This is a genomic window from Geodermatophilus sp. DF01-2 (assembly GCF_004571065.1).
Lineage (GTDB): Bacteria > Actinomycetota > Actinomycetes > Mycobacteriales > Geodermatophilaceae > Geodermatophilus.
Map to the genome: position 1 here is coordinate 1 of NZ_SPQN01000063.1, position 26,804 is coordinate 26,804.

27 protein-coding genes are annotated in these 26,804 nt (G+C 73.9%); 4 read left to right on the forward strand and 23 right to left on the reverse strand.

Features of this window, described 5'->3' with window-relative positions:
• Positions 1-121: 121 nt before the first annotated feature.
• The 13 genes from E4P41_RS15670 to pyrR form a co-directional block, all read right to left on the reverse strand.
• Positions 122-709, reverse strand: a complete 588-nt coding sequence (locus E4P41_RS15670) for a GNAT family protein (protein ID WP_135142206.1) — start codon at positions 707-709, stop codon at positions 122-124.
• A 149-nt stretch (positions 710-858) separates the two neighbouring features.
• Positions 859-2,076 carry a methionine adenosyltransferase gene (gene metK, locus E4P41_RS15675; RefSeq protein ID WP_135142207.1) on the reverse strand — a complete coding sequence of 406 codons (1,218 nt, stop codon included), beginning with the start codon at positions 2,074-2,076 and terminating at the stop codon, positions 859-861.
• A 107-nt stretch (positions 2,077-2,183) separates the two neighbouring features.
• Positions 2,184-3,395: a bifunctional phosphopantothenoylcysteine decarboxylase/phosphopantothenate--cysteine ligase CoaBC gene (gene coaBC, locus E4P41_RS15680; protein WP_135142208.1), complete on the reverse strand. Its 1,212-nt coding sequence runs from the start codon at positions 3,393-3,395 to the stop codon at positions 2,184-2,186.
• A gap of 127 nt (positions 3,396-3,522) precedes the next feature.
• Positions 3,523-3,786: a DNA-directed RNA polymerase subunit omega gene (gene rpoZ, locus E4P41_RS15685; protein ID WP_089305624.1), complete on the reverse strand. Its 264-nt coding sequence runs from the start codon at positions 3,784-3,786 to the stop codon at positions 3,523-3,525.
• A gap of 59 nt (positions 3,787-3,845) precedes the next feature.
• Entirely contained in the window at positions 3,846-4,457 is a 612-nt protein-coding gene (gene gmk, locus E4P41_RS15690) for a guanylate kinase (RefSeq protein WP_135142209.1), read from the reverse strand.
• Between the two features lie 37 nt (positions 4,458-4,494).
• Positions 4,495-4,845, reverse strand: coding sequence for an integration host factor, actinobacterial type (mihF, locus tag E4P41_RS15695; protein ID WP_135142210.1), 351 nt, complete (start codon positions 4,843-4,845; stop codon positions 4,495-4,497).
• 352 nt (positions 4,846-5,197) lie between these two features.
• A complete protein-coding gene (pyrF, locus tag E4P41_RS15700; protein ID WP_245177386.1) occupies positions 5,198-6,091 on the reverse strand; it encodes an orotidine-5'-phosphate decarboxylase in 894 nt (297 codons plus the stop codon).
• Positions 6,088-7,488, reverse strand: coding sequence for a dihydroorotate oxidase (locus tag E4P41_RS15705; protein ID WP_245177387.1), 1,401 nt, complete (start codon positions 7,486-7,488; stop codon positions 6,088-6,090). The genes pyrF and E4P41_RS15705 overlap by 4 nt, the downstream gene beginning before the upstream one ends.
• Positions 7,485-10,814, reverse strand: coding sequence for a carbamoyl-phosphate synthase large subunit (carB, locus tag E4P41_RS15710; RefSeq protein WP_135142211.1), 3,330 nt, complete (start codon positions 10,812-10,814; stop codon positions 7,485-7,487). Before carB ends, E4P41_RS15705 begins: the two co-directional genes overlap by 4 nt.
• Positions 10,815-10,943: 129 nt before the next feature.
• Positions 10,944-12,116, reverse strand: a complete 1,173-nt coding sequence (gene carA, locus E4P41_RS15715; RefSeq protein WP_135142212.1) for a glutamine-hydrolyzing carbamoyl-phosphate synthase small subunit — start codon at positions 12,114-12,116, stop codon at positions 10,944-10,946.
• Positions 12,117-12,213: 97 nt separating this feature from the next.
• A complete protein-coding gene (locus tag E4P41_RS15720) occupies positions 12,214-13,500 on the reverse strand; it encodes a dihydroorotase (RefSeq protein WP_135142213.1) in 1,287 nt (428 codons plus the stop codon).
• Positions 13,497-14,420 carry an aspartate carbamoyltransferase catalytic subunit gene (locus tag E4P41_RS15725; protein ID WP_135142214.1) on the reverse strand — a complete coding sequence of 308 codons (924 nt, stop codon included), beginning with the start codon at positions 14,418-14,420 and terminating at the stop codon, positions 13,497-13,499. The genes E4P41_RS15720 and E4P41_RS15725 overlap by 4 nt, the downstream gene beginning before the upstream one ends.
• A 115-nt stretch (positions 14,421-14,535) precedes the next feature.
• Entirely contained in the window at positions 14,536-15,141 is a 606-nt protein-coding gene (gene pyrR / locus E4P41_RS15730; RefSeq protein WP_135142215.1) for a bifunctional pyr operon transcriptional regulator/uracil phosphoribosyltransferase PyrR, read from the reverse strand.
• Between the two features lie 215 nt (positions 15,142-15,356).
• On the opposite strand from pyrR, the gene E4P41_RS15735 reads away from it, so the two are divergent.
• The 4 genes from E4P41_RS15735 (at position 15,357) to E4P41_RS15750 (ending at position 18,992) form a co-directional block, all read left to right on the forward strand.
• The gene (locus E4P41_RS15735) at positions 15,357-15,908 is read left to right on the forward strand and encodes a transcriptional regulator (protein ID WP_135142216.1); all 552 of its coding nucleotides are present in this window, start codon (positions 15,357-15,359) and stop codon (positions 15,906-15,908) included.
• A 72-nt stretch (positions 15,909-15,980) separates the two neighbouring features.
• Complete coding sequence (locus E4P41_RS15740; RefSeq protein ID WP_135142217.1) at positions 15,981-16,634, forward strand: DUF6338 family protein; 654 nt, start codon at positions 15,981-15,983, stop codon at positions 16,632-16,634.
• A gap of 373 nt (positions 16,635-17,007) precedes the next feature.
• Complete coding sequence (locus E4P41_RS15745) at positions 17,008-17,937, forward strand: ABC transporter ATP-binding protein (RefSeq protein WP_135142218.1); 930 nt, start codon at positions 17,008-17,010, stop codon at positions 17,935-17,937.
• The gene (locus E4P41_RS15750) at positions 17,934-18,992 is read left to right on the forward strand and encodes a hypothetical protein (protein ID WP_135142219.1); all 1,059 of its coding nucleotides are present in this window, start codon (positions 17,934-17,936) and stop codon (positions 18,990-18,992) included. Before E4P41_RS15745 ends, E4P41_RS15750 begins: the two co-directional genes overlap by 4 nt.
• Before the next feature lie 105 nt (positions 18,993-19,097).
• Here the strand turns inward: E4P41_RS15750 and nusB are convergent, their stop codons facing one another.
• The 10 genes from nusB to mltG all read right to left on the reverse strand — a co-directional run.
• The gene (nusB, locus tag E4P41_RS15755) at positions 19,098-19,505 is read right to left on the reverse strand and encodes a transcription antitermination factor NusB (protein ID WP_135142220.1); all 408 of its coding nucleotides are present in this window, start codon (positions 19,503-19,505) and stop codon (positions 19,098-19,100) included.
• A gap of 11 nt (positions 19,506-19,516) precedes the next feature.
• Positions 19,517-20,077 carry an elongation factor P gene (gene efp, locus E4P41_RS15760; protein WP_135142221.1) on the reverse strand — a complete coding sequence of 187 codons (561 nt, stop codon included), beginning with the start codon at positions 20,075-20,077 and terminating at the stop codon, positions 19,517-19,519.
• Positions 20,078-21,181 (reverse strand): Xaa-Pro peptidase family protein, encoded by a 1,104-nt coding sequence (locus E4P41_RS15765; RefSeq protein ID WP_135142222.1) that lies wholly within the window; start codon positions 21,179-21,181, stop codon positions 20,078-20,080. It lies immediately after the preceding gene.
• A gap of 109 nt (positions 21,182-21,290) precedes the next feature.
• Positions 21,291-21,725: a type II 3-dehydroquinate dehydratase gene (gene aroQ / locus E4P41_RS15770; RefSeq protein ID WP_135142223.1), complete on the reverse strand. Its 435-nt coding sequence runs from the start codon at positions 21,723-21,725 to the stop codon at positions 21,291-21,293.
• Positions 21,722-22,771, reverse strand: a complete 1,050-nt coding sequence (gene aroB, locus E4P41_RS15775) for a 3-dehydroquinate synthase (RefSeq protein ID WP_245177388.1) — start codon at positions 22,769-22,771, stop codon at positions 21,722-21,724. The genes aroQ and aroB overlap by 4 nt, the downstream gene beginning before the upstream one ends.
• Before the next feature lie 5 nt (positions 22,772-22,776).
• Positions 22,777-23,310 (reverse strand): shikimate kinase, encoded by a 534-nt coding sequence (locus tag E4P41_RS15780; RefSeq protein WP_135142225.1) that lies wholly within the window; start codon positions 23,308-23,310, stop codon positions 22,777-22,779.
• Positions 23,307-24,485 carry a chorismate synthase gene (gene aroC, locus E4P41_RS15785; RefSeq protein WP_135142226.1) on the reverse strand — a complete coding sequence of 393 codons (1,179 nt, stop codon included), beginning with the start codon at positions 24,483-24,485 and terminating at the stop codon, positions 23,307-23,309. Before aroC ends, E4P41_RS15780 begins: the two co-directional genes overlap by 4 nt.
• Before the next feature lie 180 nt (positions 24,486-24,665).
• Entirely contained in the window at positions 24,666-25,340 is a 675-nt protein-coding gene (locus E4P41_RS15790) for a prepilin peptidase (protein ID WP_135142227.1), read from the reverse strand.
• A 7-nt stretch (positions 25,341-25,347) separates the two neighbouring features.
• Positions 25,348-26,178 carry a shikimate dehydrogenase gene (locus E4P41_RS15795; protein WP_135142228.1) on the reverse strand — a complete coding sequence of 277 codons (831 nt, stop codon included), beginning with the start codon at positions 26,176-26,178 and terminating at the stop codon, positions 25,348-25,350.
• On the reverse strand, positions 26,171-26,804 hold a 634-nt coding region (gene mltG, locus E4P41_RS15800), incomplete at its 5' end, for an endolytic transglycosylase MltG (RefSeq protein WP_135142229.1). The genes mltG and E4P41_RS15795, both read right to left, overlap by 8 nt.

The following is a 26,804-nucleotide window of genomic DNA, read 5'->3' on the forward strand; positions in this document are numbered from 1 at the left end:
CCGCCCACACGCACGCGCACACAACCCCAACGTCAAGATCAGCTCGACCGGACACCGGCGAGCCGATCACCCTTACCCAAGAACGCTCCAAGCCCGACTTGACTTCGACCTCATAGGTTGGTCAGTCCGTCGACAGCACGCTCATCAGGACCTCGTCGTGATAGCGGCCGTCGTGGAAGAGCGCGTCACGGCGACGGCCCTCCTCCCGGAAACCGGCGCTCCGGTAGGCCGCCACGGCGCGCTGGTTGAAGGCGAACGCGACGAGTTGGATGCGGTGCAGGTTCATCTCCCAGAACCCGTAGCGGACGGCCAGCCGGGTCGCCTCGCTCCCGTAGCCCCGGCCCAGGTGAGCGGGGCCGAGTCCGATCGCGAAGGTCGCCGACCGGGTCCTCGGCCGCACGTCGGACAGGCTCAGGTGACCCACCAACGTGGGTGGCTGGTCGTCGGTGGGAAGCGTCTCGATGCTGAACCCGGCCCCGCCGTCCTGGTTGGCGCTCCACCGGGTGAACAGCTCGCGGGCGGCCGCCTCCGACGGCGGGGACACGGAGCCCTTCTGGAGGACGCCGAGCTCGGGATCCTGCCACCAGCGCACGAGGTCGGGAAGGTCGTCCTCCCGCAGGCCACGCAGACGGAGCCGCTCGCCGCTCAGCACCTGTCCGCCGTAGGCCACGGCCTGCTCGACCGACCACGTCGTCTCACCCGACACCATCTGTCCCATCCTGCGACACGCCGTCCGCCGGTGACGCCGGCCCGGTCCAGAGGCTCGCCCCCGGGCGTGCGAGCGGTGAGGAGGGCGGGCGGCCCCTCTGCAGGGACCCACCGCGAGCCTGCGAGCGGTGGGGGCAGAGGGGTCCTTCGTCAGACCCCCGCGGCCGAGCGCAGGGCGTCGACCCGGTCCAGCCGCTCCCACGGCAGCTCGACGTCGGTGCGGCCGAAGTGGCCGTACGCGGCCGTCGGCGCGTAGATCGGGCGCAGCAGGTCCAGATCGCGCACGATCGCACCCGGGCGCAGGTCGAAGACCGCGCCGATCGCCTTCTCGAGCACGTCGTCGGCGACCGTGCCGGTGCCGAACGTCTCGACGAACAGTCCGACCGGGTGCGCCGTCCCGATCGCGTAGGCGACCTGGACCTCGCAGCGGCGGGCGAGCCCGGCGGCGACGACGTTCTTGGCCACCCAGCGCATCGCGTAGGCCCCGGAGCGGTCGACCTTGGACGGGTCCTTGCCGGAGAAGGCGCCGCCGCCGTGCCGGGCCATGCCGCCGTAGGTGTCGACGATGATCTTGCGGCCGGTCAGTCCGGCGTCGCCCATCGGGCCGCCGATGACGAACTTGCCGGTCGGGTTGACCAGCAGCCGGTAGCCGCTGGTGGGCAGGCCGAGGGCGGCGAGCTCGGGCTCGACCACCAGTTCCTGCACGTCCGGGGTGAGCAGCTGCTCGATCGAGATGTCCTCGGCGTGCTGGGAGGAGACGACCACGGTGTCGACGCCGACCGGCCGGTCGTCCTCGTAGGCCACGGTGACCTGGGTCTTGCCGTCGGGCCGCAGGTAGGGCACCGACCCGTCCTTGCGGACCGCCGACAGCCGACGCGAGAGCCGGTGCGCCAGGGCGATGGGCAGCGGCATGAGCTCGGGGGTCTCGTCGGTGGCGTAGCCGAACATCAGGCCCTGGTCGCCGGCCCCCTGGCGGGCGATGACGTCCTCGGTCGCCTCGGTCTGCTGGTGCAGCTCCGCCTGGGTGCGCGATTCGTAGGCGGTGTCGACGCCCTGGGCGATGTCCGGCGACTGCGAGCCGATCGAGACGCTCACCCCGCAGGAGGCGCCGTCGAAGCCCTTGCGCGAGGAGTCGTAACCGATCCGGAGGATCGTCTGCCGGACGATGTCGGCGATGTCGACGTAGCCGGCGGTGGTGACCTCGCCGGCGATGTGGACCTGGCCGGTGGTGATCAGCGTCTCGACCGCCACCCGGCTGTGCGGATCCTGCGCGAGCATCGCGTCGAGGATCGAGTCGCTGATCTGGTCGGCGATCTTGTCCGGGTGGCCCTCGGTCACCGACTCGGACGTGAAGAGGCGGCGTGGCACTCGGGACTCCTAGGGTCGGGGACTGATCGGGCCTGCCGGGTCGGGCAGGCGTCGGGTGGCACGTTACCGGCGAGGGCCGGCGGCGCGCCGTGCGTGTCCCCGCCGGCTCAGGGCAGCCGCGGGGTGACGGCGTCCCAGATGCCGGCGGCCACCGCGTCCTTGCTGCCCTCGGCCAGCTCGGTGGCCGTGCCGTCGGCGGCGAGGACGACGGCGGCGTTGTCCGGCCGGCCGAACACCCGGCCGCCGGAGACGTCGTTCACCACGAGCAGGTCACAGCCCTTGCGGGCGAGCTTGGCACGGGCGTGGGTGAGGACGTCCGCGTCGTCGTCCCCCGTCTCGGCGGCGAAGCCGACGACGAGCTGCCCGGCCGGCCGCTTGGTGACCAGCTCGGCGAGGACGTCGGGATTGCGCACCAGCGGGACGGCGTCGGGCTCGGCGGCGCTGTCCTTCTTCAGCTTGGTGGCGGCGACCGACGCGGGCCGGAAGTCGGCCACCGCGGCGGTCATGACGACCACGTCTGCCTCCGCCGACTCCGCCACCACCGCCGTCCGCAGCTCCTCGGCCGTGCCCACCGGGGCGACGCGGACGCCGAAGGGCGCGGGCAGCTCCACGTTGGCCGCGACGAGCACGACCTCGGCGCCGCGGGCGGCGGCGACGCGGGCCAGCGCCCAGCCCTGCCGGCCCGACGAGCGGTTGCCGAGGTAGCGGACCGGGTCGAGCGGCTCGCGGGTGCCCCCCGCGCTGACCACGACGCGACGGCCGGTGAGGTCGGGGGCGAGGGCCGCCGGGCCGGCGGCGAGCACGACCGAGGCGAGCGCGGCGATGTCGGCGGGCTCGGGCAGCCGGCCGGGGCCGGAGTCCGGGCCGGTGAGCCGGCCGACGGCGGGCGGCAGCACGACCGCGCCGCGGCGGCGCAGGGTGGCGACGTTGTCCTGCGTGGCCGGGTGCAGCCACATCTCGGTGTGCATGGCCGGGGCGAACACGACCGGGCAGTGCGCGGTGAGCAGGCTGGCGGTGAGCAGGTCGTCGGCCCGGCCGGTCGCGGCGCGGGCGAGCAGGTCGGCGGTGGCCGGTGCGACGACGACCAGGTCGGCGGTCTGCCCGATGCGGACGTGGGCCACCTCGTCGACGTCGGCCCAGACGTCCGTGGTGACCGGGTTGCCCGACAGCGCCTCGAAGGTCGCCGCGCCGACGAAGCGCAGCGCGGCCGGCGTCGGGACGACCCGGACGTCGTGCCCCGACTCGGTGAACGCACGCACCAGCAGCGCGGCCTTGTAGGCGGCCACGCCCCCGCTGACGCCGAGCACGATCCGGCTCATGCCGAAGGACCTCCCTGCCCCCCGCCACTCGGAGAAGGACCCCGTCCTCCCCGCCCCTCGCAGGCTCGGGGCGGTGCCCGGGACGGGGCCGGGGCCCTGCAGGGAGGCCGAGAGCGGGGACCGTCGTCTAGTTGTCGCCGGCGGTGTGGGTCAGGAGCCCCTCGTTGATCTCGCGCAGCGCGATCGAGAGCGGCTTCTCCTGGGGAGCGGTGTCGACCAGCGGGCCGACGTACTCCAGCAGACCCTCCGAGAGCTGGCTGTAGTAGGCGTTGATCTGGCGCGCGCGCTTGGCGGCGAAGATCACCAGGCCGTACTTGCTGCTGGTGCGCTCGAGCAGCTCGTCGATCGGCGGGTTGGTGATGCCCTCGGGGGCGGGTGCGACTCCGGACACGGGCGGGCGTGCTCCTCAGCTCGTCAGTCGGGGGTGGCGGGCGGCGGCGCCGGGCCCCGTCACTCGGAGGCGCCACTGCTCCGGAGGAACCCGGGCGACGGCGCAGTCAGCAATCCTACCAACTCGTCCGCAGCCCGAGCCACGTCGTCGTTGACGACCACCACGTCGAACTCCCCGGCGGCGTCGAGCTCGGCCTGGGCGATCGCCAGCCGCCGCTCCTGGACGGCCGGCGGCTCGGAGCCCCGCCCGGCGAGGCGGCTGACCAGCTCGGCCCACGACGGCGGGGCCAGGAAGACCAACTGGGCGCCGGCGTCGCGGGCCCGGACCTGGCGAGCGCCCTGGAGCTCGATCTCCAGCAGCGCCGGCGCCCCGATGGCGAGGCGATCGCGCACCGGTGCGGCCGGCGTGCCGTAGCGGTTACCGGCGTACTCGGCCCACTCGATCAAGCCGTCCTCGGCGATCAACCGGTCGAACTCGACGTCGTCGACGAAGTGGTAGTGGACCCCGTCGACCTCACCGGGACGGGGACGGCGGGTGGTGGCCGACACCGAGACCCACACCTCCGGGTACCGGCGCCGGACCTCCGCCACGACCGTGCCCTTGCCGACCCCGGAGGGGCCGGAGAGCACGGTCAGCCGTGCCGGGGTGTGCTCCTCGGCAGCAGGTACCACTCGTCGTCCTCGACCTCCGGGTGCCTCGTCGTGCGGGTCAGCCCTCGACGGGGACCTGCTCGGCCGCGACCTTCTCGCCGCCGAACTCGTTCTCGAGGGCCCTGCGCTGGTTGGCACCCAGACCGCGCACCCGGCGGGTCGGGGAGATCTCGAGCCGCTCCATGATCTTCGCAGCCCGGGCCTTGCCCACACCGGGCAGGGACTCCAGGACCGCGGAGACCCGCATCTTGCCGATCACCTCGTCGGTCTCGCCCTGGCGCAGGACGTCACCGACCGTGGCGCCCTTGCTCTTGAGCCGTTCACGCAACTCGGCGCGGGTCTTGCGGGCGGCCGCCGCCTTCTCGAGAGCGGCGGCGCGCTGTTCGGGGGACAGGTCAGGGAGGGGCATGGTGCGACCCAATCTGTCGTCGCCGGCCATCGGCTCGACCGGCGGGGGCTCGGGCTGTGTCGGGGGCAGAGCTCACTGCTGAGCCTGTCGGCCAACCTAGCTCTCGCTATATGCGCAGGTCACGCCCGTCCGAACCGTGGGTTTCCCGCTTTCGGTGAGCTTACGGTCACACTGCGTCGCCCACCGCGATGACGGACGGTCATCCACGCAGGTCAACGACGGTCGTCGTCCACGGACACCGGTGCGACTCCCGGAAGACCCCGTCCCGACACGCCATGTACGACACGCCGGACCGGTCGGTGAACCCGCAGGTGGGAGGCCGGACCGGCCGGCTCCGCACGGGCCGCCCTCCTCACCGGGCCAGCTCCGCGGCCCAGCGCTCCGCGGCCGCCCGCAGGCCCGCCGGGTCGGGGCCGGCGGCGAGCACGTCCCGCGACACGGTGGGGACGACGGCGGTGTCCCGGCCGAACAGCCGGCGCAGGTCGGCGACCGAGCCGCCCTGGGCGCCCAGCCCGGGGGCGAGCACCGGGCCGCCGAGGCCGGCGAGGTCGACGTCCAGGCCGCGCAGGGTGGCGCCGACGACCACGCCGAAGGAGCCGGTCGCCGGCCCGGACCGGCTCGCCCGGTCCTGCACGGAGCCGAGGTCGGGCAGCGGGTCGCCGACGACCCAGCCGGGGGTGTTCCAACCGCGCACGGTGTCGACGACGACCTGCGCGACGGTCCGCTCCCCCGCGACCGCGTTCTGCAGCGTGCCGGCGTCCGGGTTGGAGGTGCGGGCCAGCACGAAGAGTCCGCCACCGTGCTGCCGGGCGGTGTCGACGGCCGGCTGCAGCGCGCCCGGGCCGAGGTAGGGGCTGACCGTCAGGGCGTCGGCGGCGAGCGGGTGGCCGGGGTGCAGGGTGTCGGCGTAGGCGTCCATCGTCGAGCCGATGTCGCCGCGCTTGGCGTCGAGCAGGACGAGGGCCCCGGCGGCGCGGGCGCGGGCGACGCCGTCCTCGAGGACGGCCAGGCCGCGCGAGCCGTGCCGCTCGTAGAAGGCCAGCTGCGGCTTGAGGACGGCGACGGTGCCGGCGAGGGCGTCGACGACCGCGTCGGTGAACCGGGCCAGACCCTCCGGGCTGTCCGCCAGCCCCCAGCGCTCCAGCAGCGGCACGTGCGGGTCGATGCCGACGCACAGCGGCCCCCGGGCGGCCACGGCGTCGGCGAGCCGCCGGCCGAACGGCGGAGTCGTCGGCGGCAGCGTCACCGGGCCGGCTCCAGCGCGCGCGGCAGCGTCTCCCCCAGCGCAGCGATGCAGTCGCGGGCCAGGTACGGGTTCGCGAAGGCGCCGGAGGCCGACTGCACCGCGTCGGCGCCGAGGGCGAACAGCGCCTCGAACGACGCCGGGTCGGTGACCCCGCCCATCGCCAGGACGTCGAAGCGCCGGCCGGCGGCCTCGCGCAGCGTGACCAGCCGCCGGGTGAAGTCGAGAGCGGACTCACGAATGGCAGCCCCTGACAAGCCCGCCAGCTCCCGGCCGGGAAAGGTCGCCCACCCGTCGCTGCGGCGAACCCGGCTCTGCAGGGTGTTGATCCCCGCGACGCCGTCGACCAGCGGCGCCAGCCGCGGCACCAGCGCGGCCAGCCGCTCCTCGTCGAGCCAGGAGAGCTTGGCGACCAGCCCGGTGCGGTCGTCCAGTGCCCGGCGCACGCGCTCCACGACGGCGACGGTGGCGTCGGCGTCCAGGCACAGCGGCGGCTTCACGCCGGACGCCGAGCGGTCGAGCGTGTTGGGGCAGGAGAGGTTGAGCTCGACGACGGGCGCACCCGCCTCCTCCGCCATCCGTGCGGTCCGGGTGAAGTCCTCGACCAACGCCCCGGCTCCCTCACCGTCGGCGTCCTCGCCCATCACGCTGACCAGCAGCAGCTGGTCGTCGCCGAGGACCGCCAGGGAGCGCTCGAGGTCGGCCATCCACTCCTCCGGCGTCAGGGAGGGGACGCCGAAGGAGTTGACCGTGCTGACCGCGGGCGAGCCGGGTGCGACCCAGTCCCACGGGTCGGCGATGACCTCGGCGGCCGCGCCCGGCGGCAGGCTCTGCGCCTGCCGCTGCGCGAACACCCAGTTGGGCTGCTGGTTGGGCTGGTGCGCGCGGCTGCGGACGGTCTTGTAGGTCAGCACGCTGTAGCCGTTGCGCGCGAAGTGCGCCACCCAGTCCTCGCCGCCGTTCAGGACGCAGGCGGGCACGCCGATCGGGAAGCCGACGTCCCTCCCGAGCACCCGCCAGCGCCGCCCGCCCGCGGTGGGCCGCTCCGGCAGCCGCGGGCCGACGGGCCGGTCCAGGTTGTCCCGGTAGGAGCCCAGGACGTCGTAGGCCGGCGTCGGCACCCCGGCGGCGGCGAGCACGTCCGCGTGGCCGGCGAAGAACAGCACCCGGGTCAGCAGCGGGACGTCCTCGTCACCGGCCTGCCCTGCGGCGAGCCGGTCCGCCAGCCCGCGGGCCGCTGCGGCCAGCGCGTCGAGTTCGGCCTGCGGCGGCCGCGCGAAGCGGGTCACGCCGGCGAGGAACGCCGCGGGCAGGCCGTCGACCAGCCCGCGGCCGGCGAGGTCGTCCCGCACTCGCCGGAGCGCCGCGGCCTGCGACGGTGGGGAGAGCGGCACGGTCACGCGGAGGTGCCGGCGAAGGTGCTCGGCCCGCCGAGGGTGCCCCCGGCCAGCGCCGCGTGGACCTCCTGCAGGCTGCGCACGCCGACGTCCCCGCGGCGCAGCGCCTCCACGGCCTGGACCGCGGCGGCCAGCCCCTGCACCGTGGTGATGCACGGGACGCCCTGGCTCACCGCCGCCGTGCGGATCTCGTAGCCGTCGAGCCGCGGCCCGCTGTTGCCCGGCGAGCCGAACGGCGTGTTGACCACGATGTCGACGTCCCCGGCGGTGATCCGCTCGACGACGTTGCCCGGGCCGTCGCTGAACTTGCCGACCACCTCGCAGGCCACCCCGTTGCGACGCAGCACCTGCGCCGTGCCGGCGGTGGCCAGCACGCGGAAGCCGAGGTCGGCCAGCCGCTTGACCGGGAAGATCGCCGAGCGCTTGTCCCGGTTGGCCAGCGAGACGAACACCGTGCCCTCGGTGGGCAGCGAGCCGTAGGTCGCGGCCTGGGACTTGGCGAACGCCGTCCCGAAACCGGTGTCGAGGCCCATGACCTCGCCGGTGGACTTCATCTCCGGGCCGAGCACCGTGTCGACGTTGTGCCCCTCGACCGTGCGGAACCGGTGGAAGGGCAGCACCGCCTCCTTGACCGCGATGGGGGCGTCCTCGGGCAGGTCGGCGCCGTCGCCGGACGCCGGCAGCACGCCCGCCGCGCGCAGCTCGGCGATCGACTCGCCGACCGCAATCCGGGCCGCGGCCTTGGCCAGCTGCACCGCGGTGGCCTTGGAGACGAACGGCACCGTGCGGCTGGCCCGGGGGTTGGCCTCGATCACGTAGAGGATGTCGTCCTTGATCGCGTACTGGACGTTCACCAGCCCGCGCACGCCGATCCGGGCCGCGAGCTTCTCCGTCGCCGCCCGGATGCGCACCAGGTCGGCGCTGCCCAGCGTGATCGGCGGCAGCGCGCAGGCCGAGTCGCCGGAGTGGATGCCGGCCTCCTCGATGTGCTCCATGACCCCGCCGAGGTAGAGCTCGGAGCCGTCGAAGAGCGCGTCGACGTCGATCTCGACGGCGTCCTCGAGGAAGCGGTCGACCAGCACCGGGTGCTCGGGGCTGACGTCGGTGGCCTTGGCGATGTAGGCCTCGAGCGTGGCGTCGTCGTAGACGATCTCCATGCCGCGGCCGCCGAGCACGTAGGAGGGCCGGACGAGCACGGGGTAACCGATCCGCGCGGCGATCTCGCGCGCCTCGGCGAAGGCCGTCGCCGTGCCGTGAGCGGGCGCCGGCAGCCCGGTGTCGGCCAGCACCCGGGAGAACGAGCCGCGGTGCTCGGCGGCGTCGATCGCCTCGGGGGCGGTGCCGAGCACCGGGACGCCGGCGTCCTTGAGCCGCTGCGCCAGCCCCAGCGGGGTCTGCCCGCCCAAGGTGCAGATGACCCCGGCGACCGGGCCGGCGGCGCGCTCGGCCTCGACCACCTCGAGGACGTCCTCGAAGGTCAGCGGCTCGAAGTACAGCCGGTCGGCGGTGTCGTAGTCGGTGGAGACGGTCTCGGGGTTGCAGTTGACCATCACCGCCTCGTAGCCGGCGTCCTGCAGCGCCATGACCGCGTGCACGCAGGAGTAGTCGAACTCGATGCCCTGCCCGATCCGGTTGGGGCCGGAGCCCAGGATCAGCACGGCCGGCTTCTCCCGCGGCTCGACCTCGGTCTCCTCGTCGTAGGAGGAGTAGTGGTACGGCGTGCGGGCGGCGAACTCGGCGGCGCAGGTGTCGACGGTCTTGTAGACCGGCCGGACGCCCAGCCGCCGGCGCAGCGTCCGGACGCCGTCCTCGCCCGCCAGCTCGGATCGCAGCGCGGCGATCTGCCGGTCGGACAGGCCGTGCCGCTTGGCCCGGCGGAGCAGCTCCGCGGTGAGGGACGGCGCGTCGCGGACCTCGGCCCCGACCTCGCCGACCAGCGCGATCTGATCGACGAACCACGGGTCGAACCCGCTGGCCCCGGCGACCTGCTCGACGGTCGCCCCGGCGCGCAGCGCGGCCTCGGCGACGTAGAGCCGGCCGTCGACCGGCGTGCGCAGGGCCTCGAGCAGCTCCTCGGCGGAGCGCTGGTCGTCCGCCCCGGTCCAGAAGCCGGCGACCTTGGTCTCCGTGGACCGCATCGCCTTGCCCAGCGCCTCCGGGAAGTTGCGGCCCATCGCCATGACCTCGCCGACGCTCTTCATCGTGGTGGTCAGCCGCGGGTCGGCGCCGGGGAACTTCTCGAACGCGAACCGCGGGATCTTCACGACGACGTAGTCCAGCGTCGGCTCGAAGGCGGCCGGGGTGACACCGGTCACGTCGTTGGGAATCTCGTCGAGGGTGTAGCCGATGGCCAGCTTCGCGGCGATCTTGGCGATCGGGAAGCCGGTGGCCTTCGACGCCAGGGCGCTCGACCGCGAGACCCGGGGGTTCATCTCGATGACGACCAGCCGGCCGTCGGCCGGGTTCACCGCGAACTGGATGTTGCAGCCGCCGGTGTCGACGCCGACCTCGCGCAGCACCGCGATGCCGACGTCGCGCATCCGCTGGTACTCGCGGTCGGTGAGCGTCATCGCCGGCGCGACGGTCACCGAGTCACCGGTGTGCACCCCCATCGCGTCGACGTTCTCGATCGAGCAGATCACGACCACGTTGTCGCTGCGGTCGCGCATCAGCTCGAGCTCGTACTCCTTCCAGCCGAGCACCGACTCCTCGATGAGCACGGTGGACACCGGGGAGTCGGCCAGGCCGTGGCCGGCCATCCGGCGCAGCATCGCCTCGTCGGTGGCGAAGCCCGAGCCCAGCCCGCCCATGGTGAAGCTGGGCCGGATGACGACCGGGTAGCCGACCTCGGCGGCGGTCTCCAGCGCCTCCTCGACGGTGGAGCACACCCGCGAGCGGGGTGCGTCGGCCCCGATCGAGCGGACGATGTCCTTGAACTGCTGCCGGTCCTCGCCGCGGTTGATCGCGTCGACGTCGGCGCCGATCAGCCGGACGCCGTACTTCTCCAGCACGCCGTTCTCGTACAGGCCGATGGCGATGTTGAGCGCGGTCTGCCCGCCGAGGGTGGCCAGCAGCGCGTCGGGGCGCTCCTTGGCGATGACCTTCTCGACGAACTCCGGCGTCAGCGGCTCCACGTAGGTGGCGTCGGCGATCTCCGGATCGGTCATGATCGTGGCCGGGTTGCTGTTGACCAGGCTGACCCGCAACCCCTCGGCCTTGAGCACCCGGCAGGCCTGGGTGCCGGAGTAGTCGAACTCGGCGGCCTGGCCGATGAGGATCGGCCCGGAGCCGATCACCATCACGTGGTGGATGTCTGTCCTTCTCGGCACGATCAGGCCTCTTCCCTGTTCCGTCGGCCACTGACGTCGTGCACCGACTGCCGCCCCGCTGCCACGGTCAGGCCTCTTCCCCGTCGCATCGGCCGCTGACGTCGTGCGTGTGGTGCAGTCCCTCTGCCATCAGGCGCTCTTCTCTGCTGTGCTGTGCTCGACCTGCGGCGGCGGCCCCCCGGCCTGCGCGTCCCCGGTGCGGGCGGTCTCCATGAGGTCGACGAAGCGGCCGAACAGCGGCGCGGCGTCGTGCGGGCCGGCGGCGGCCTCGGGGTGGAACTGCACGCTGAACGCAGGGACGTCGAGGCAGCGCAGCCCCTCCACCACGTCGTCGTTGAGGCCCACGTGGCTGACCTCCACCCGCCCGTAGGGGGTGTCGGTGGGCCGGTCGAGCGGGGCGTCGACGGCGAAGCCGTGGTTGTGGCTGGTGACCCGCACCGTGCCGCTGACCCGGTCGAGCACCGGCTGGTTGAGGCCGCGGTGGCCGAAGCGCAGCTTGTAGGTGCCCAGGTCCAGCGCGCGGCCGAGGATCTGGTTGCCGAAGCAGATGCCGAACAGCGGGCGGCCGGCGTCGAGCACCCCGCGCACCGCCTCGACCGCGTAGTCGGCGGCGGCCGGGTCGCCCGGGCCGTTGGAGAGGAAGACGCCGTCGGGCCCGGCGGCGAGCAGATCCTCGGCGGTGGCGGTCGCGGGCAGCACGTGGGTCTCCACGCCGAGGGCGGCCAGGGCCTTCGGGGTGGCGGTCTTGATGCCGAGGTCGAGCGCGGCGATGGTGAACCGCCGCTCCCCCACCGCCGGGACGACGTAGGGGTCGTTCGCGGTGACGGCCGGCGCGAGGTCGGCGCCGGTCATGCTCTCCGCCGCGCGCACCCGGGTCAGCAGCTCCTCGGCCGACAGGCCCCCGCTGCTGATGCCGGCCCGCATGGCGCCGCGCTCGCGCAGGTGCCGGGTCAGCGCGCGGGTGTCGATCCCGCTGATGCCGACGACGCCCTGGGCCACGAGCTCGTCGTCCAGGCTGCCGGTGGCCCGCCAGTTCGCCGGGCGGCGGGCGGGGTCGCGGACGACGAAGCCGGCCACCCACATGCGGCGGCTCTCGTCGTCCTCGCCGTTGACCCCGGTGTTGCCGATGTGCGGCGCGGTCATGGTGACGATCTGCCCGGCGTAGCTGGGGTCGGTCAGCGTCTCCTGGTAGCCGGTCATCCCGGTGGCGAACACCGCCTCGCCGACCGTCGTCCCGACCGCGCCGTAGGCCTCGCCCCGGAACGTGCGCCCGTCCTCCAGGACGAGGATCGCGTCTGTCACTTGTCCTCCATCCTCGTCCGCGAGATCTGCACACTCGGGGCTCTCAGCCCGGCGAAACCCACGAGTGTGCAGATCTCGCGGGAGAGGGGCGGCTTGGTCACCGTGTTGCCTTTCCGTCGAGCACGGTCGCCTCGCCCCGCAGGAACGTCGCGACCACCCGGCCGGGGAGCTCCCGGCCGGCATACGGGCTGTTGCGGCTGCGGCTGGCCAGCGCGGCGGGGTCGACGGCCGCGCGCGTGCCGGGGTCCAGCAGCAGCAGGTTGGCGGGCTCACCCGGTGCGAGCCGGCGGCCGTGACCGTCGAGCCGGCCGATGGCGGCCGGGCGCGCCGACATCCGGTCGGCGACGCCGCGCCAGTCGAGCAGGCCCGTCTCGACCATCGTCGCGACAACCACCGACAGCGCCTGCTCCAGGCCGAGCATCCCGGGCCGGGCGCTGGCCCACTCGGTCTCCTTGTCCTCGACCGCGTGCGGCGCGTGGTCGGTGGCGACCGCGTCGATGACGCCCTCGGCCAGACCGACCCGCAGCGCCTCGACGTCGGCGTCGGTCCGGAGCGGCGGGTTCACCTTGAACACCGGGTCGTAGCTCTCCGCGCACTCGTCGGTGAGCAGCAGGTGGTGGGGGGTCACCTCGGCGGTCACCTGGACGCCGCGGCCCTTGGCCCAGCGGAGGATCTCCACCGACCCCGACGTCGACACGTGACAGACGTGCAGCCGCGCGCCGACGTGCCCGGCGAGCAGCACGTCGCGGGCGATGATCGCCTCCTCGGCCGCGGCCGGCCAGCCGGTGAGCCCCAGCCGCGCCGAGCGGTCGCCCTCGTGCATCTGGGCACCGGCGGTCAGCCGGGGCTCCTCCGCGTGCTGGGCGACGACGCCGTCCAGCGCCTTGACGTACTCCAGCGCCCGCCGCATGAGGGCCGGGTCGCTGACGCAGTGCCCGTCGTCGGAGAAGACCCGCACCCGCGCCGCGGAGTCGGCCATCGCGCCGAGCTCGGCCAGCCGCTCGCCGCGCAGCCCCACGGTGACCGCGCCGACCGGGACGACGTCGACCAGCCCGGCGTCCCGGCCGAGCCGCCACACCTGCTCCACAACGCCGGCGGTGTCGGCGACCGGGTCGGTGTTGGCCATGGCGTGCACCGCGGTGTAGCCGCCCAGCGCCGCGGCGCGGCTGCCGGTCTCCACCGTCTCGGCGTCCTCCCGGCCGGGCTCGCGCAGGTGGGTGTGCAGGTCGACCAGTCCGGGCAGCGCGACCAGCCCGGCGCCGTCGACCACCTCGGCGCCGGCCGCCGACAGCGACTCGCCGACCGCGGCGATCCGGCCGTCCTCCACGAGGATGTCGGCGGCGTCCTCGCCGTAGGGGCGCGCGCCCTTGATCAGGTAGCTCATGCAGGCTCGTTCCCTCCGAGCAGCAGGTACAGCACGGCCATGCGCACGGAGACCCCGTTGCCGACCTGCTCGACGATCGTCGAGCGGACGGAGTCGGCCACCTCGGCGGCGATCTCCATGCCGCGGTTCATCGGGCCCGGGTGCATGACGATCGCCTCGTCCCCCAGGGCTCCCATCCGGCGCGCGTCGAGGCCGTAGCGGCGGCTGTACTCGCGGGCGCTGGGGAAGAACGAGGCGTTCATCCGCTCGGCCTGGACCCGCAGCATCATCACCACGTCGGCCTTGGGCAGGACGGCGTCCAGGTCGTAGGAGACCTCGGCCGGCCAGCTGCCGACGCCCACCGGCAGCAGCGTCGGCGGGGCGACCAGGGTGACCTCGGCGCCGAGCGTGGCCAGCAGCCGCACGTTGGAGCGGGCCACCCGGCTGTGCAGGACGTCGCCGACGATCGCGACGCGCACGCCCTCGAGCCGGCCGAGCCGCTGCCGGATCGTGTAGGCGTCGAGCAGCGCCTGGGTGGGGTGCTCGTGGGTGCCGTCACCGGCGTTGACGACGCTGCCGCGCACCCAGGTGGCCAGCCGGTGCGGCGCCCCCGAGGCGTGGTGGCGGACGACGATGGCGTCGCTGCCCATCGCCTCCAGCGTCAGCGCGGTGTCCTTGAGGCTCTCCCCCTTGGAGACGCTGCTGCCCTTCGCCGAGAAGTTGATGACGTCGGCGGAGAGACGCTTGGCGGCCAGCTCGAAGCTGATCCGGGTGCGGGTGGAGTCCTCGAAGAAGAGGTTGACCACCGTGCGGCCGCGCAGGGTCGGCAGCTTCTTCACCTCGCGGCCGGCCAGCGCGGCGTCGATCTGGGCGGCGGTGTCCAGGACCAGGGTGGCGTCGGCGCGGTCGAGGTCCGCGGACTCCAGCAGGTGCCGCTTCACGCTGTGATCCCCTGTTCGGCTCCGCGGTCGCTCCGCTCCTCGCTCGCAGAGCTCGCTGCGATGCTCACTTCCTGTCGGCTCCGTGACCTCGCCGCGATGCCCACTCCCTGTCGCCTCACGCCGGCCCCTCCGTCACGAGGACCTCGTCGACGCCGTCCACCTCGGCCAGCCGCACCTTCACCGACTGGCTGCGGGACGTCGGCAGGTTCTTGCCCACGTAGTCGGCGCGGATCGGCAGCTCCCGGTGGCCGCGGTCGACGAGCACCGCCAGCTGCACCGCGCGCGGACGGCCGAGGTCGCGCAGCGCGTCGAGCGCCGCGCGCACCGACCGGCCGGAGTACAGGACGTCGTCCACCAGGACGACGAGCCGGCCGTCGATGCCCCTCTCGGGCAGCACCGTCTCCTCCAGCGTTCGGACGCCGCGCATGCGCAGGTCGTCGCGGTAGAGGGTGATGTCGACGGTGCCGACGTCGATGGGGCTGCCGGCGAAGGCCTCGATCCGGGCGGCGAGCCGGCGGGCCAGCGGGGCGCCGCGGGTCGGGATGCCGACGAGCACCAGGTCGGCGAGGCCGCCGTCGGACGCGGCGGCGTGCCCGGAAGCGGCCGCGCGCTCGATGAGCTGGTGGGACATCCGGTCGACGACGCGGGTGACGTCGGCGGCGGAGAGCAGTGCGGACGGCGACGGTGCGTCACCGCGGGCAGGCTCGGGCGAGCTGGCCATCAGGCCTCCTTCCCCGCCTCACGGGACGGGTCGTTAAAGGAGTGGTCGGACCGGCGACGACGGTACTGCACGACCGCATGTGACCCGCGCCGCGCCAGCGGGCGGCACGGTCGGGCCTTCTGACCCGGAGGAGTGTCCTGGTGTCGCCGATCCCGCTCGACCAGTACGCTCCGTGACGACAACCCGCCCCCGACGACGGACAGTGAGCAGACGCGATGAGCACCGACTACTCACGGGCCCTCGGTGCCCGGCTCCGCGCCATCCGCAACCAGCAGGGGCTCTCGCTCCAGGGAGTCGAGGACAAGTCCCACGGCCGCTGGAAGGCCGTGGTCGTCGGCTCCTACGAGCGCGGCGACCGCGCCGTGACGGTGCAGCGGCTCTCCGAGCTCGCCGTCTTCTACGGCGTCCCGGTGTCCGAGCTGCTCCCTGACCCGCGGCCCAGCTCGGCGGTCACCTCGACCACGAAGATCGTGCTCAACCTCGAGTCGTTGGGCTCGCTGCCCGCCGACGAGGCCGGCCCGCTGGCGCGCTACGCCTCCACCATCCAGGCGCAGCGGCACGACTACAACGGCAAGGTCCTCTCCATCCGCGCCGAGGACCTCAAGTCGCTGGCGATCATCTACGACATGAGCCCCGACGAGCTCACCAGCCGGCTCATCGAGTGGGGCGTCCTCTCCCCCGGCATGGAGAGCGTCGTCGGCTTCGGTGGCGACGAGGACGAGGACGAGGTCAACCCGAACTGGGAGCGCCGCCGCAGCCCGCGCTGATCTCTCGGCAGCCTCGAGCGGCTCTCCTGCTCCGGGACATGGATCGTCAGAGGTGCATGATCAGTTGGCAATGTGATCTCCACGTTCCAGGCGCTGGCGGTGGCACTGCTCTTCCTGCTGCCGGGAGCTGCGTACACCTTCGCGCTCGAGCGGGTTGCCGGATCCTTTGGCGCCTCACTCGGCGACCGACTCATCCGCTTCCTCGCAGCCTCGGCGGTGTTCCAGGCCGTCTTCTCGGGTGTGGAATTCTGGCTCTACCGCGGGTATGTCGCATCCGGTCGCCTCGGCGAGGGCGACGTCCCGTGGCTCTTGGTGCAGATCATCGCCCTCGCCTACGTCGTCCTGCCGACAGTTGCCGGCAGTCTGGTCGGCTACGGGCAGAAACAGCGATGGCGGTGGGTGCGGCTGCTGACGGGCTCGTCCCCAGAGCCACGCGCGTGGGACCATCTCTGGAGACAGAACCGCCCCGGCATCGTCCGCGTCCGGCTCAAGTCAGGTAGCTGGTTGGCTGGCATCTATGGCACGACGTCCGCTGGACTCCAGTCCTACGCATCCGGCTTCCCGGAAGCGGGGGACCTCTTCTCGAGTGAGCAGTTGATCGTCGACCCTGTCTCAGGTGCTTTCGAGCTCGACGACGACGCACGTCCGCTGCGGCCTGACGGAGCGCCTGGGCTTCTCCTACGCTGGGACGAGATCGAGTACCTCGAGTTCGAGGAGACCGCATGAGCCGCCGGGACAAGAGCCTGCCTCGGCCCGGGACACGGGAGCCCAGCTCGTCGGACTTCCAGAAGCGCGGCGGTTACCCGAGTCCTGAACGACCGGTCGGACAGCTCCCACGGGTGCGTCCCGGTCCGGGGCCGGGAGGGGCTCGTCCATCGGATGCCCCGTCTGTCTCGAACGCGAAGACGGACCGCCAGGGCCCCGCGAAGGAGTAGCTCCTCGGACAACGGTTCCCTGTGGCAGCTGCCGACAGGGGACCGTTGCGCTGTCGCGACGCCGGTACTTGCGACGCGATCTGTCCGTATCGGCGCCTCCTGTGCAGAACCACGGCCGTGTGCCACGGTGCAGCCCTGATCCCACCGTCCCCAGGAGAGGCGCCATGCCGGCAGTGGTCATGGAGGCGGTGACCAAGACGTACCGCGGTCGTCGCGGGCGCCCTCCGCAGAAGGCGCTCGACGATCTCGACCTGCTGGTCGAGTCCGGCGGCGTCCACGGGTTCCTCGGCCCCAACGGCTCCGGCAAGACGACGTCGATCCGGGTGCTGCTCGGCCTGGTCTCCGCCGACTCGGGGACGGCGCGGATCTTCGACCGCCCGGTGCCCGAGGCTCTCCCGGAGGTGGTCGGGGGCGTCGGCGCGCTGGTCGAGACCCCGCTGTTCTTCCCCACCTTCTCCGGCCGCCGCAACCTGCAGCTGCTGGCCGAGGTCGCTGGCGTGCCCCGCAGCCGGGTCGAGGAGTGCCTCGAGACCGTCGACCTGCGCGAGCGGGCCGGCGACCGGTTCAAGGGCTACTCGCTCGGGATGAAGCAGCGGCTGGGCATCGCCGCGGCGTTGCTCAAACGGCCCCGGCTGCTGATCCTCGACGAGCCGAGCAACGGGCTGGACCCGGCCGGCATCCGCGACGTCCGCGAGCTGATCCGCCGCCTCGGCCGCGACGGGCACACCACCGTGCTGCTCTCCTCCCACCTGCTCGCCGAGATCCAGCAGGTGGCCGATTCGGTCACCATCCTGACCCGCGGCCGTCGCGTGGCCTCCGGTCCGGTGAGCGAGGTGCTGGCCGGGCGCGCGACGAACGACGTCGTGATCCGCGTGCCCGACCGCGAGTCGGCCGCCGCGGTGCTGGCCACGGCCGGCGTCGCCTTCTCCCCCTTCGACGACGCCCGCGGGCCGGCGCTGGCGCTCCACGGCGTGCCCGCGCCCGGCGAGATCACCCGCCTGTTGGCCGCCCACGGGCACTACCTGGAGGAGCTCACCCCGGTGCACGCCGATCTCGAGACCGCTTTCCTCGCGATCACCGGGGAGCCGGTATGAGCACCGTCGTCGAGCCACCGTCCGCCCGCCCGGAGGAGCGGCCCGCCACGGCCCGCACGGGCAGCCTCCTGCGCGCCGAGCTGCACCGGTTCCGCGCCCGGCGGTTCGTCCAAGTGATCTTCGGCCTGGCGGTGCTGGGCGCGCTGGTCGAGACCGTGGTCGGCCTGACCAGCTTCGGGATGCCGACGGAGGCCGAGCTGGCCGCCGCGCAGGCGGAGATCGACCGCATGGTGGTCGAGAACGAGCAGTTCCGCCGGGACTGCCTGGCGAATCCGCCGACCGACCTGCCGCCCGACATCACGGTCGAGGAAGCTTGCGGACCCCCGGTGACTACCGCCGATTTCGACCTCGGCATGTTCCTCAGCGACCCGCCGTTCTCCCTCGCGCAGGACGCCGTCCCGGGAGTGCTCGGCTCGGCCGTGGCCGGTGCGGCGCTGGCCTTCCTGCTGGGCGCCACCTGGATCGGTGCGGAGTGGTCCACCCGGTCGCTGGTGTCCCTCCTGTTCTGGGAGCCCCGCCGGGTGCGCGTCATGGCCGTGAAGCTGGCGGTGCTGGTCCTCGGCGCCTTGGTGCTCGCTGTCGGGCTCCAGGCCGCGTGGCTGGCCACGGTGGTCGTCCTCGACGCGACGGCGGGCGACGGCCGCGGCGTCCCGGACGGTTTCTGGGGCCAGCTGTTCGGCACCCAGGCGCGCGGCGTGCTGCTCACCGTCCTGGCCGCGATCGGCGGGTTCGGCCTGACCTCCCTGGTGCGCAACACCGGGGCGGCGCTGGGCATCGGGTTCGTCTACTTCGCCGTCGTCGAGATCGCCGCCGCGGTGCTGCGCCCGGCCTGGCAGCCCTGGCTGCTGACCAGCAGCGCCGCAGGGCTGCTGAGCCCGGGCGGGCACATCGTGTTCATCTTCGAGGAGACGATCGATCCGGCGACGGGCAGCATCGTCGGCGAGACCCGGGAGGTCCTGGTGAGCAACCTGCAGGGCGGCCTGGTCCTCGGTGCGGTGGCCGTGGCGGCCGTCGTCCTCGGCGTCGTCCTCTTCGCCCGCCGCGACGTTCACTGAATACCGAGGGCCCACTCCGGTCGTCGGAGTGGGCTCTCGAGCGTTCCGGCCCCGTCCCGGACACCGCCCTGAGCCTGCGAAGGGCGGGGAGGACGGGGTCCTTCTTCAGCTGGTCGGCACCTCGGCGTCGAGGATCGCGCCCAGGACGCCGTTGACGTAGGCCGGCGAATGATCGGTGGACAGCGACCGGGCCAGCTCGACGGCCTCGTCGATGACGACGGCGTCGGGGACGTCCTCGACCCACAGCAGCTCGAAGACGGCCATCCGCAGGATCGCGCGGTCGACGTCGGGCAGCCGGTCGATCGACCAGCCGTGCGCGTGCCGGTCGATCAGCTCGTCGATCCGGGCGGAGTGCTCCGCCACGCCCTCGACCAACCGGACGGCGTGGTCGGGGATCGGCGGGGAGGCCAGGATCACCCGCTCGCGGAGCAGCTCCAGCGGCTCGCTGCCGCGGACGTCGGCCTCGTAGAGGACGTCGACGGCGCGCTTGCGCGCCTTGCTGCGGGCAGCCATGGACCGGAGCGTCAGTTGGCGCGGCCGAGGTACCGGCCGTCGCGGGTGTCGACCTTGAGCTTGTCGCCGGTGTTGACGAACAACGGCACCTGGATCTGCGCGCCGGTCTCCAGCGTCGCGGGCTTGGTGCCGCCGGTGGATCGGTCGCCCTGCAGGCCCGGGTCGGTGTGCTCGACGACGAGCTCGAGGGTCACCGGGAGCTCCACGTAGAGCGGGGTGCCCTCGTGGACGGCGACGACGACCTCGGTGTTCTCGAGCAGGTAGTCCGCTCCCCCGCCGACGGTCTCGGTCGGCACGTGGATCTGGTCGTAGGTCTCGCCGTCCATGAAGACGAAGTCGGTGCCGTCCTTGTACAGATAGGTCATCGACCGCTTGTCGACGGTGGCGGTGTCCACCTTGGTGCCGGCGTTGAAGGTCTTGTCGACCACCTTGCCCGAGAGCACGTTCTTCAGCGTCGTGCGGACGAAGGCGCCACCCTTGCCCGGCTTGACGTGCTGGAAATCGGTGACGGTCCAGAGCTGGCCGTCGAGGTTGAGGACCAGGCCGTTCTTGAGGTCGTTGGTGGTAGCCATCTAGAGGACCAGCAGTTCCTTGCTCGTGAGGGTCAACAACTCGGGCTCGTCGTCCGTGACGATCAGCGTGTCCTCGATCCGGACACCGCCGTGGCCGGGCAGGTAGACGCCCGGCTCCACGGTGACGGCCATGCCGGCGGCCAGCGTACCCGCGCCCAGCTGACCGATGCCCGGCGCCTCGTGGATCTCCAGGCCCACCCCGTGGCCCAGGCCGTGCGGAAAGTGCCCGCCGTGGCCGGCGGCGGCGATGACGTCGCGGGCGGCCGCATCGACGGCGACCACGTCCGCGCCGACGCCCAGCGCCGCCCGGCCGGCGGCCTGGGCGGCGGCCACCAGCTCGTACACCTCGCGCTGCCAGTCGGCGGCCTCGCCGAGCACCAGCGTGCGGGTCATGTCGGAGTGGTAGCCGTCGACGGTCGCGCCGAAGTCCAGCTTGAGGAAGTCGCCGGCCCGCAGCTCGGTGGAGTCGGGCCGGTGGTGCGGGACGGCGGAGTTGGCACCGGTGGCCACGATCGTCTCGAAGGACGGCGCCTCGGCGCCCATCGCCAGCATCCGGGCGTCGAGTTCGCGGCCGACCTGCAGCTCGGTGCGCCCCGGCCGCAGCGCCCCTTCGGCGGCCAGCTCGGCCAGCGCGGCGTCGGCGACCGCGCAGGCCCGGCGCAGTGCGTCGACCTCGTCGTCGTCCTTGACCACGCGCAGGGCCTCGACCGCCCGCTGCACGCTGGTCAGCTCGGCCACGGTCCCACCCGCGGCGGCGTCGGCGAGCACCGACTCCAGGGCGCGCAGGCCGTCGACGGTCAGGTGATGGCTCTCGTAGCCGATCCGCCCGGCGCCCCGGCCCACCGCCTCCCGTGCCAGGGCCGTCACGGTCGCGCGGTCGACGAGCAGCTCGATGTCGGGCACCTGCGTGCCGGCCTGGGTGGTGTAGCGGCCGTCGGTGCCGAAGACGTCGGTGCCGTCGGTGCGCAGCAGCAGCGCCCCGTTCGAGCCGGTGAAGCCGGTCAGGTAGCGCACGTTGAGCAGGTTGGTCACCAGGACGGCGTCCAGCTCCCTCTCGGTCGCCGTCGCCCGCAGCCGCTCCCGGCGCTCCGCGTACCTCACCATGCCCTCCGTTCGGCTCCGCGGTCGCTCCGCTCCTCGCTCGCAGAGCTCGCTGCGATGCTCACTCCCTGTCGGCTCCGTGACCTCGCTGCGATGCTCACTCCCTGTCGCCTCACGACGCCCCCCGATCGGCCAGCCAGCGCAGGGCGAGGACGTACCCCTGCACCCCGAGCCCGGCGATCACCCCGTCGGCGACGCGGGAGACGTAGGAGTGGTGCCGGAACTCCTCGCGCCGGTGGATGTTGCTGATGTGCACCTCGACCAGCGGCGCGGTGAGCATCGCCAGGGCGTCGTGCAGCACCACCGAGGTGTGCGACCAGCCCCCGGGGTTGATCACCACCGGGTCGCCGGCGTCGGCCGCGGCGTGCACCCAGCGCAGCAGCTCGCCCTCGTCGTCGGTCTGGCGGACCTGCACCTCCAGGCCCAGCTCGTCGGCCGCCCCGGCGATCAGGTCGACGAGCTCGGCGTGGGTCGTCGACCCGTACGTCGAGGGCTCTCGCGTCCCGAGCCGGCCGAGGTTGGCCCCGTTGAGCACCTGGATGGTCACGCAGTCCCCCCACACACCGCCGCCCACGCGGCGTCCAGCCAGGCCTGGTCGGGGTCGGCGAGGATGCGCGGGTTGCCGATGCCGTCCAGGACGACGAACCGCAGGGAGGCGCCGCGGGCCTTCTTGTCCACCCGCATGACCGACTGGATGCGGTCCCAGTCACCGGTGTAGCGGGTCGGCAGACCCATTGCGGCGATCAGCCGGGAGTGCCGGTCGACCTCGTCGCGGGTGAGCAGGCCGGCCTGTCCGGCGAGCTCGGCGGCGAAGCGCATCCCGACGGCGACCGCCTCGCCGTGCCGCCAGCCGAAGTCCTCCACCCGCTCGATGGCGTGGGCCAGGGTGTGCCCGTAGTTGAGGAACTCGCGGACGCCGGTGTCGTAGAGGTCCTCCCCCACCGCGTCGGCCTTGACCCGCACCGCGCGCTCGATGAGCTCCTCGGTGTCGCGGCGGCCGGCCGGGTCGGCCTCGAGCAGGCCGAGGATCGTGCCGTCGGCGATAAAGCCGCACTTGACCACCTCGGCCATCCCGGAGCGGAACTCCGCCTCGGGCAGCCCGGCCAGGACGTCGGTGTCGGCGAGGACGGCGACCGGCGGGTGGAAGGCGCCGACGAGGTTCTTGCCGGCGCCGGTGTTGATGCCGGTCTTGCCGCCCACCGCGGCGTCCACCATGCCGAGCACGCTCGTCGGCACCTGCACGACCCGCACACCGCGGGTCCAGGTGGCGGCCACGAAGCCGGCGAGGTCGGTGACCGCGCCCCCGCCCACGCCGACCACCGCGTCGGAGCGGGTGAGCCCGAGCCGGCCGAGCTCCTCCCACACGCCGGCGGCGACCTCGGCGGTCTTGGCCGCCTCCCCGTCGGGGACGACGACGGCCTCGGCCGCCACCCCGGCGGTCTGCAGCCCCTCCACCACCGCGCCGGCCAGCCCGGCCAGCGGCCGCGGGTGGACGACGGCCGCGCGGGCGGTGCCGGCCAGCACCAGGCCGATCTCGTGCTGGGCCCCCGACCCGATGACGACGTCGTAGTGCCGGTCCCCGCGGACGGTCACCCGCCTCACGGCGTGGCCCGCTCGGGGAGGGCGGCGGCCACCTCGGCGACCACCTCGCCGGGCTCCCGGCCGCCGGTGGTCACCGTCACGGTGGCGACCTCGGCGTACAGCGGGGCGCGCCCGGCCAGGAGGGCACGCAGCGTGGCCCGCGGGTTGAGGCCGAGCACCGGGCGGCTGCGGTCCAGCCCGACCCGCTCGGCGGCCGAGGCGAGGTCGACGTCCAGCCAGACGACGGTTCCGCCGGCGCGCGCGTAGCCGACCAGCCGCTCGCGGGTGGCGGCGCTGAGCACCGCCCCGCCGCCGAGGGCCAGGACGCCGTCGTGCTCGTCCAGCGCGGCCGCGACGGCCTGCTCCTCGAGGGCGCGGAAGTGCGGTTCCCCGTGCTCGACGAAGAGGTCGGCGACCGGCTGGCCCGCGGCGGCCGCGACGTCGGCGTCGGTGTCGCGGAACGGCAGCCCGAGCCGGTCGGCCAGCGCGGTGCCGACGGTCGTCTTGCCCGACGACGGCGGCCCGACGAGGACGACGACGGGGCGGCTCACCGGACCACCAGGGAGTCGAGGTAGCCCCGCGCATTGCGCCGGGTCTCGGGCAGGGAGTCGCCGCCGAACTTCTCCAGGGCGGCGTCGGCGAGGACGAGCGCGACCATCGCCTCCATGACCACGGTGCCGCGGGGCACCGCGCAGGCGTCGCTGCGCTGGTTGATCGCGACCGCAGGCTCGCCGGTGGCCACGTCGATGGTGGCCAGCGCGCGCGGCACGGTCGAGATGGGCTTCATCGCGGCGCGGACCCGCAGCACCTCGCCGTTGGTCATGCCGCCCTCGATGCCGCCGGCCCGGTCGGAGAGCCGCTGGACGCGACCGTCGGCGAGCACGATCTCGTCGTGGGCCACCGAGCCGCGGCGGCGGGCGGTGGCCAGCCCGTCGCCGACCTCCACGGCCTTGACCGACTGCACGCCCATGAGGGCAGCGGCCAGCCGGGAGTCCAGCCGGCGGTCCCAGTGCACGTGGCTGCCCAGGCCCGGTGGCAGGCCGTGCGCGACCACCTCGACGACGCCGCCGAGGGTGTCGCCGTTCTTCCGGGCGTCGTCGACCTCGGCGACCATCTGCGCGCTGGTCTCCGGGTCGGCGCAGCGCACCGGGTCCTCGTCGATGCGCGGGTTGTCCTCCGGCCCGGGCACGACGCCGTCGGGGACGGCGACCGGGCCGATGCCGACCACGTGGCTGACCACTTCGACGCCGAGAGCCTGACGCAGGAACGCCCGGGCGATCGCGCCGAGCGCGACCCGGGCGGCGGTCTCGCGGGCGCTGGCCCGCTCCAGCACCGGACGGGCGTCGTCGAAGCCGTACTTCTGCATGCCCGGCAGGTCGGCGTGGCCCGGCCGTGGGCGGGTGAGCGGGGCGTTGCGGGCCTGGCCGGCGAGCACCTCGGGGTCGACCGGGTCGGCGGCCATCACCGTCTGCCACTTCGGCCACTCGGTGTTGCCCACCTGCACGGCGATCGGCCCGCCCTGGGTCCGCCCGTGCCGGACCCCGCCGGTCAGCGTCACGACGTCCTGCTCGAAGGACATCCGAGCACCGCGGCCGTGGCCGAGCCGCCGGCGGGCGAGGTCGGCATCGAGGTCCGACGTCTGCACCTGCACGCCGGCCGGCAGGCCCTCGAGGATGGCGGTGAGCTGCTGGCCGTGCGACTCACCGGCGGTCAGCCAGCGCAACATGCTCTGGATTGTGCCAGCAGAAGGACCCCCTTCCTCCCCACCCCTCGCAGGCTCGGGGCGGGCCCCGGAGAGGGGGCCGCCTTCCTCCCCACCCCTCGTGAACGGACCCCGTCCTCCTCACTCCTTGCAGGTTCGCGGTGAACCTGTGGACGGGGCCACCCGGGAAGGGGGCCGCCCCGCTCAGGTGAGACCGACCGGCCCCTGCAGCGCCAGCGCGAGGACCGCGCCCACCAGGAGCGGCGGACCGAACGGCAGCGCGGTGCGCCAGCCGGCCCGGCCGGTCCCGACCAGCACCAGGGAGACCAGCGCCCCGATGACCAGGCCGAGGAACACGCCGGCCAGCAGCGCGCCCCACCCGACCCAGCCGAGCACCAGGCCGAGCAGGCCCAGCAGCTTCACGTCGCCGAAACCCAGCCCCCGCGGCGAGAGGACGGCGGCGAACGCGGCCACTCCGAAGGCGGCCGCCGCGGCGAGCAGGGCGCGCAGCAGTGCCGGCCACGTGCCGAGCGCGGCGGCGTCGACCAGCAGCGCCGTCGCCACCCCCGCGTACGCCGGCACGGTCACCCGGTCGGGCAGCCGGTGGGCGGCGAGGTCGACCGCACCCAGCACCACCCCGGCCGCGCCGGCCCAGGCCAGGGCGACCGCGGCCGGGCGCAGGCCGGTGAGCAGCAGCGCGCCGGCGACGACGGCGCCCACCAGCACGACGGTGAGCGCGGTGCGCAGCGGGCCGGCGACGGCGGTGTCGTCCCGCCGGGCGAACCGGACCGACGCCCGGGCCAGCCAGGGGCCGACGACGACGGCGACCGTCGCGGCGAGCGCGACGACGGCCCCGACCGGGAGGTCCGCGACGGGCACCGGCCGGTCAGCAGGCCTCGAGGGCCGCGCGCATCGCCGCGAGCGGCGCCGGTCGCCCCGTCATCAGCTCGACCTGCGCGGTCGCCTGCCAGAAGAGCACCTCGAGGCCGCCGACCACGGTGCCGCCCACCTCCGCGACACGGGTGGCCAGCGGCGTGGGCCACGGGTCGTAGAGCACGTCGAGGACGGTCTGGTCCGCCGTCCACGGCAGCCCCGCCACGACCGGCTGACCGCCGACCGGCACGGTGCTCACGACGACCTCGGCGTCGACGACGGCCTCGGTCAGTGACACCACCGTCGTCGGGACGGCGAGGGTGTCGAGCACCCGCAGCAGGTCCCGGGCGCGCGTCGGCTCGCGGACGACGACGTCGACGTGCTCCGCGCCCAGCGAGGCCAGCGCCACGGCCGCGGCCGCCGCCGTCCCCCCGGCGCCGACGATGGCACCCCGGGTGACCTGGGTGACCCCGGCCTGCTGCAGGGCCGTGCCGACGCCGAGGACGTCGGTGTTCTCGGCCCGCCAGCCGGCGTCGGTGCGGACCAGGGTGTTCGCCGCGTGCAGCAGGCGCGGCAGCGGCTCCACGACGTCGGCGGCGTCCACCGCCGCCTGCTTGCACGGCATGGTCACCGAGAAGCCGCGCCACTCCTCACCGAGCCCGGCCAGCAGCACCGGCACCTCGTCGGCGCCGAGGTCGAGGGCGTCGTAGGTCCAGTCGGTCAGGCCCAGGGCGGCGTAGGCCGCCCGGTGCAGCCGGGGGGACAACGAGTGCCCCACCGGACGGCCGAGGACGGCGGCCCGCCTCGACCCGGCAACCGACCCGGCAGCTGCCCCGTCAGCCACCGCAGCCGAGACCCGCGGCGGCGCACCGCGCCCGCGCCTCCAAGAACTCCGCGTAGTCGCTGGTGAAGAAGTGGCTGCCGTCCTCGGACTCCAGCACGTAGTACAGGAGGTCCCCGGTGCTGGGCGCGAGCGCCGCCTCGAGGCTGGCCTCGCCGGGGTTGCTGATCGGCGTCGGTGGCAGCCCGGTCCGGGTACGCGTGTTGTACGGGCCGTCGGTCTCCAGGTCGGTGACGGTCAGCTCGTCGCCGCTCTTGCCCAACCCGTAGGCGTTGGTGGCGTCGATGCCGAGCGGGATACCCTGGTCGAGCCGGTTGTAGATGACCTGCGCGACGTCGGCCCGCTCCTCGTCCAGCCGGGTCTCCGACTGCACCATCGAGGCCACGGTGACCACCTCGGCGGGCGTCCGGCCGGCCGCGGCGGCGCGCTCCTCGAGCTGCAGCCGCTCGGCGGTCGCGGTGAACTCGGCGACCATCGCCCGCAGCACGTCGACCGCGGTGTCCTGGGGCCCGAACTCGTAGGTGGCCGGGAAGAGGTAGCCCTCCAGCTGGCCGCCGGCGTACGGCGGCAGGCCCAGCGCGGCCGGGTCCGCGACCGCGGCCTCGAGCTCCGCGATCGGCGTGCCGGTG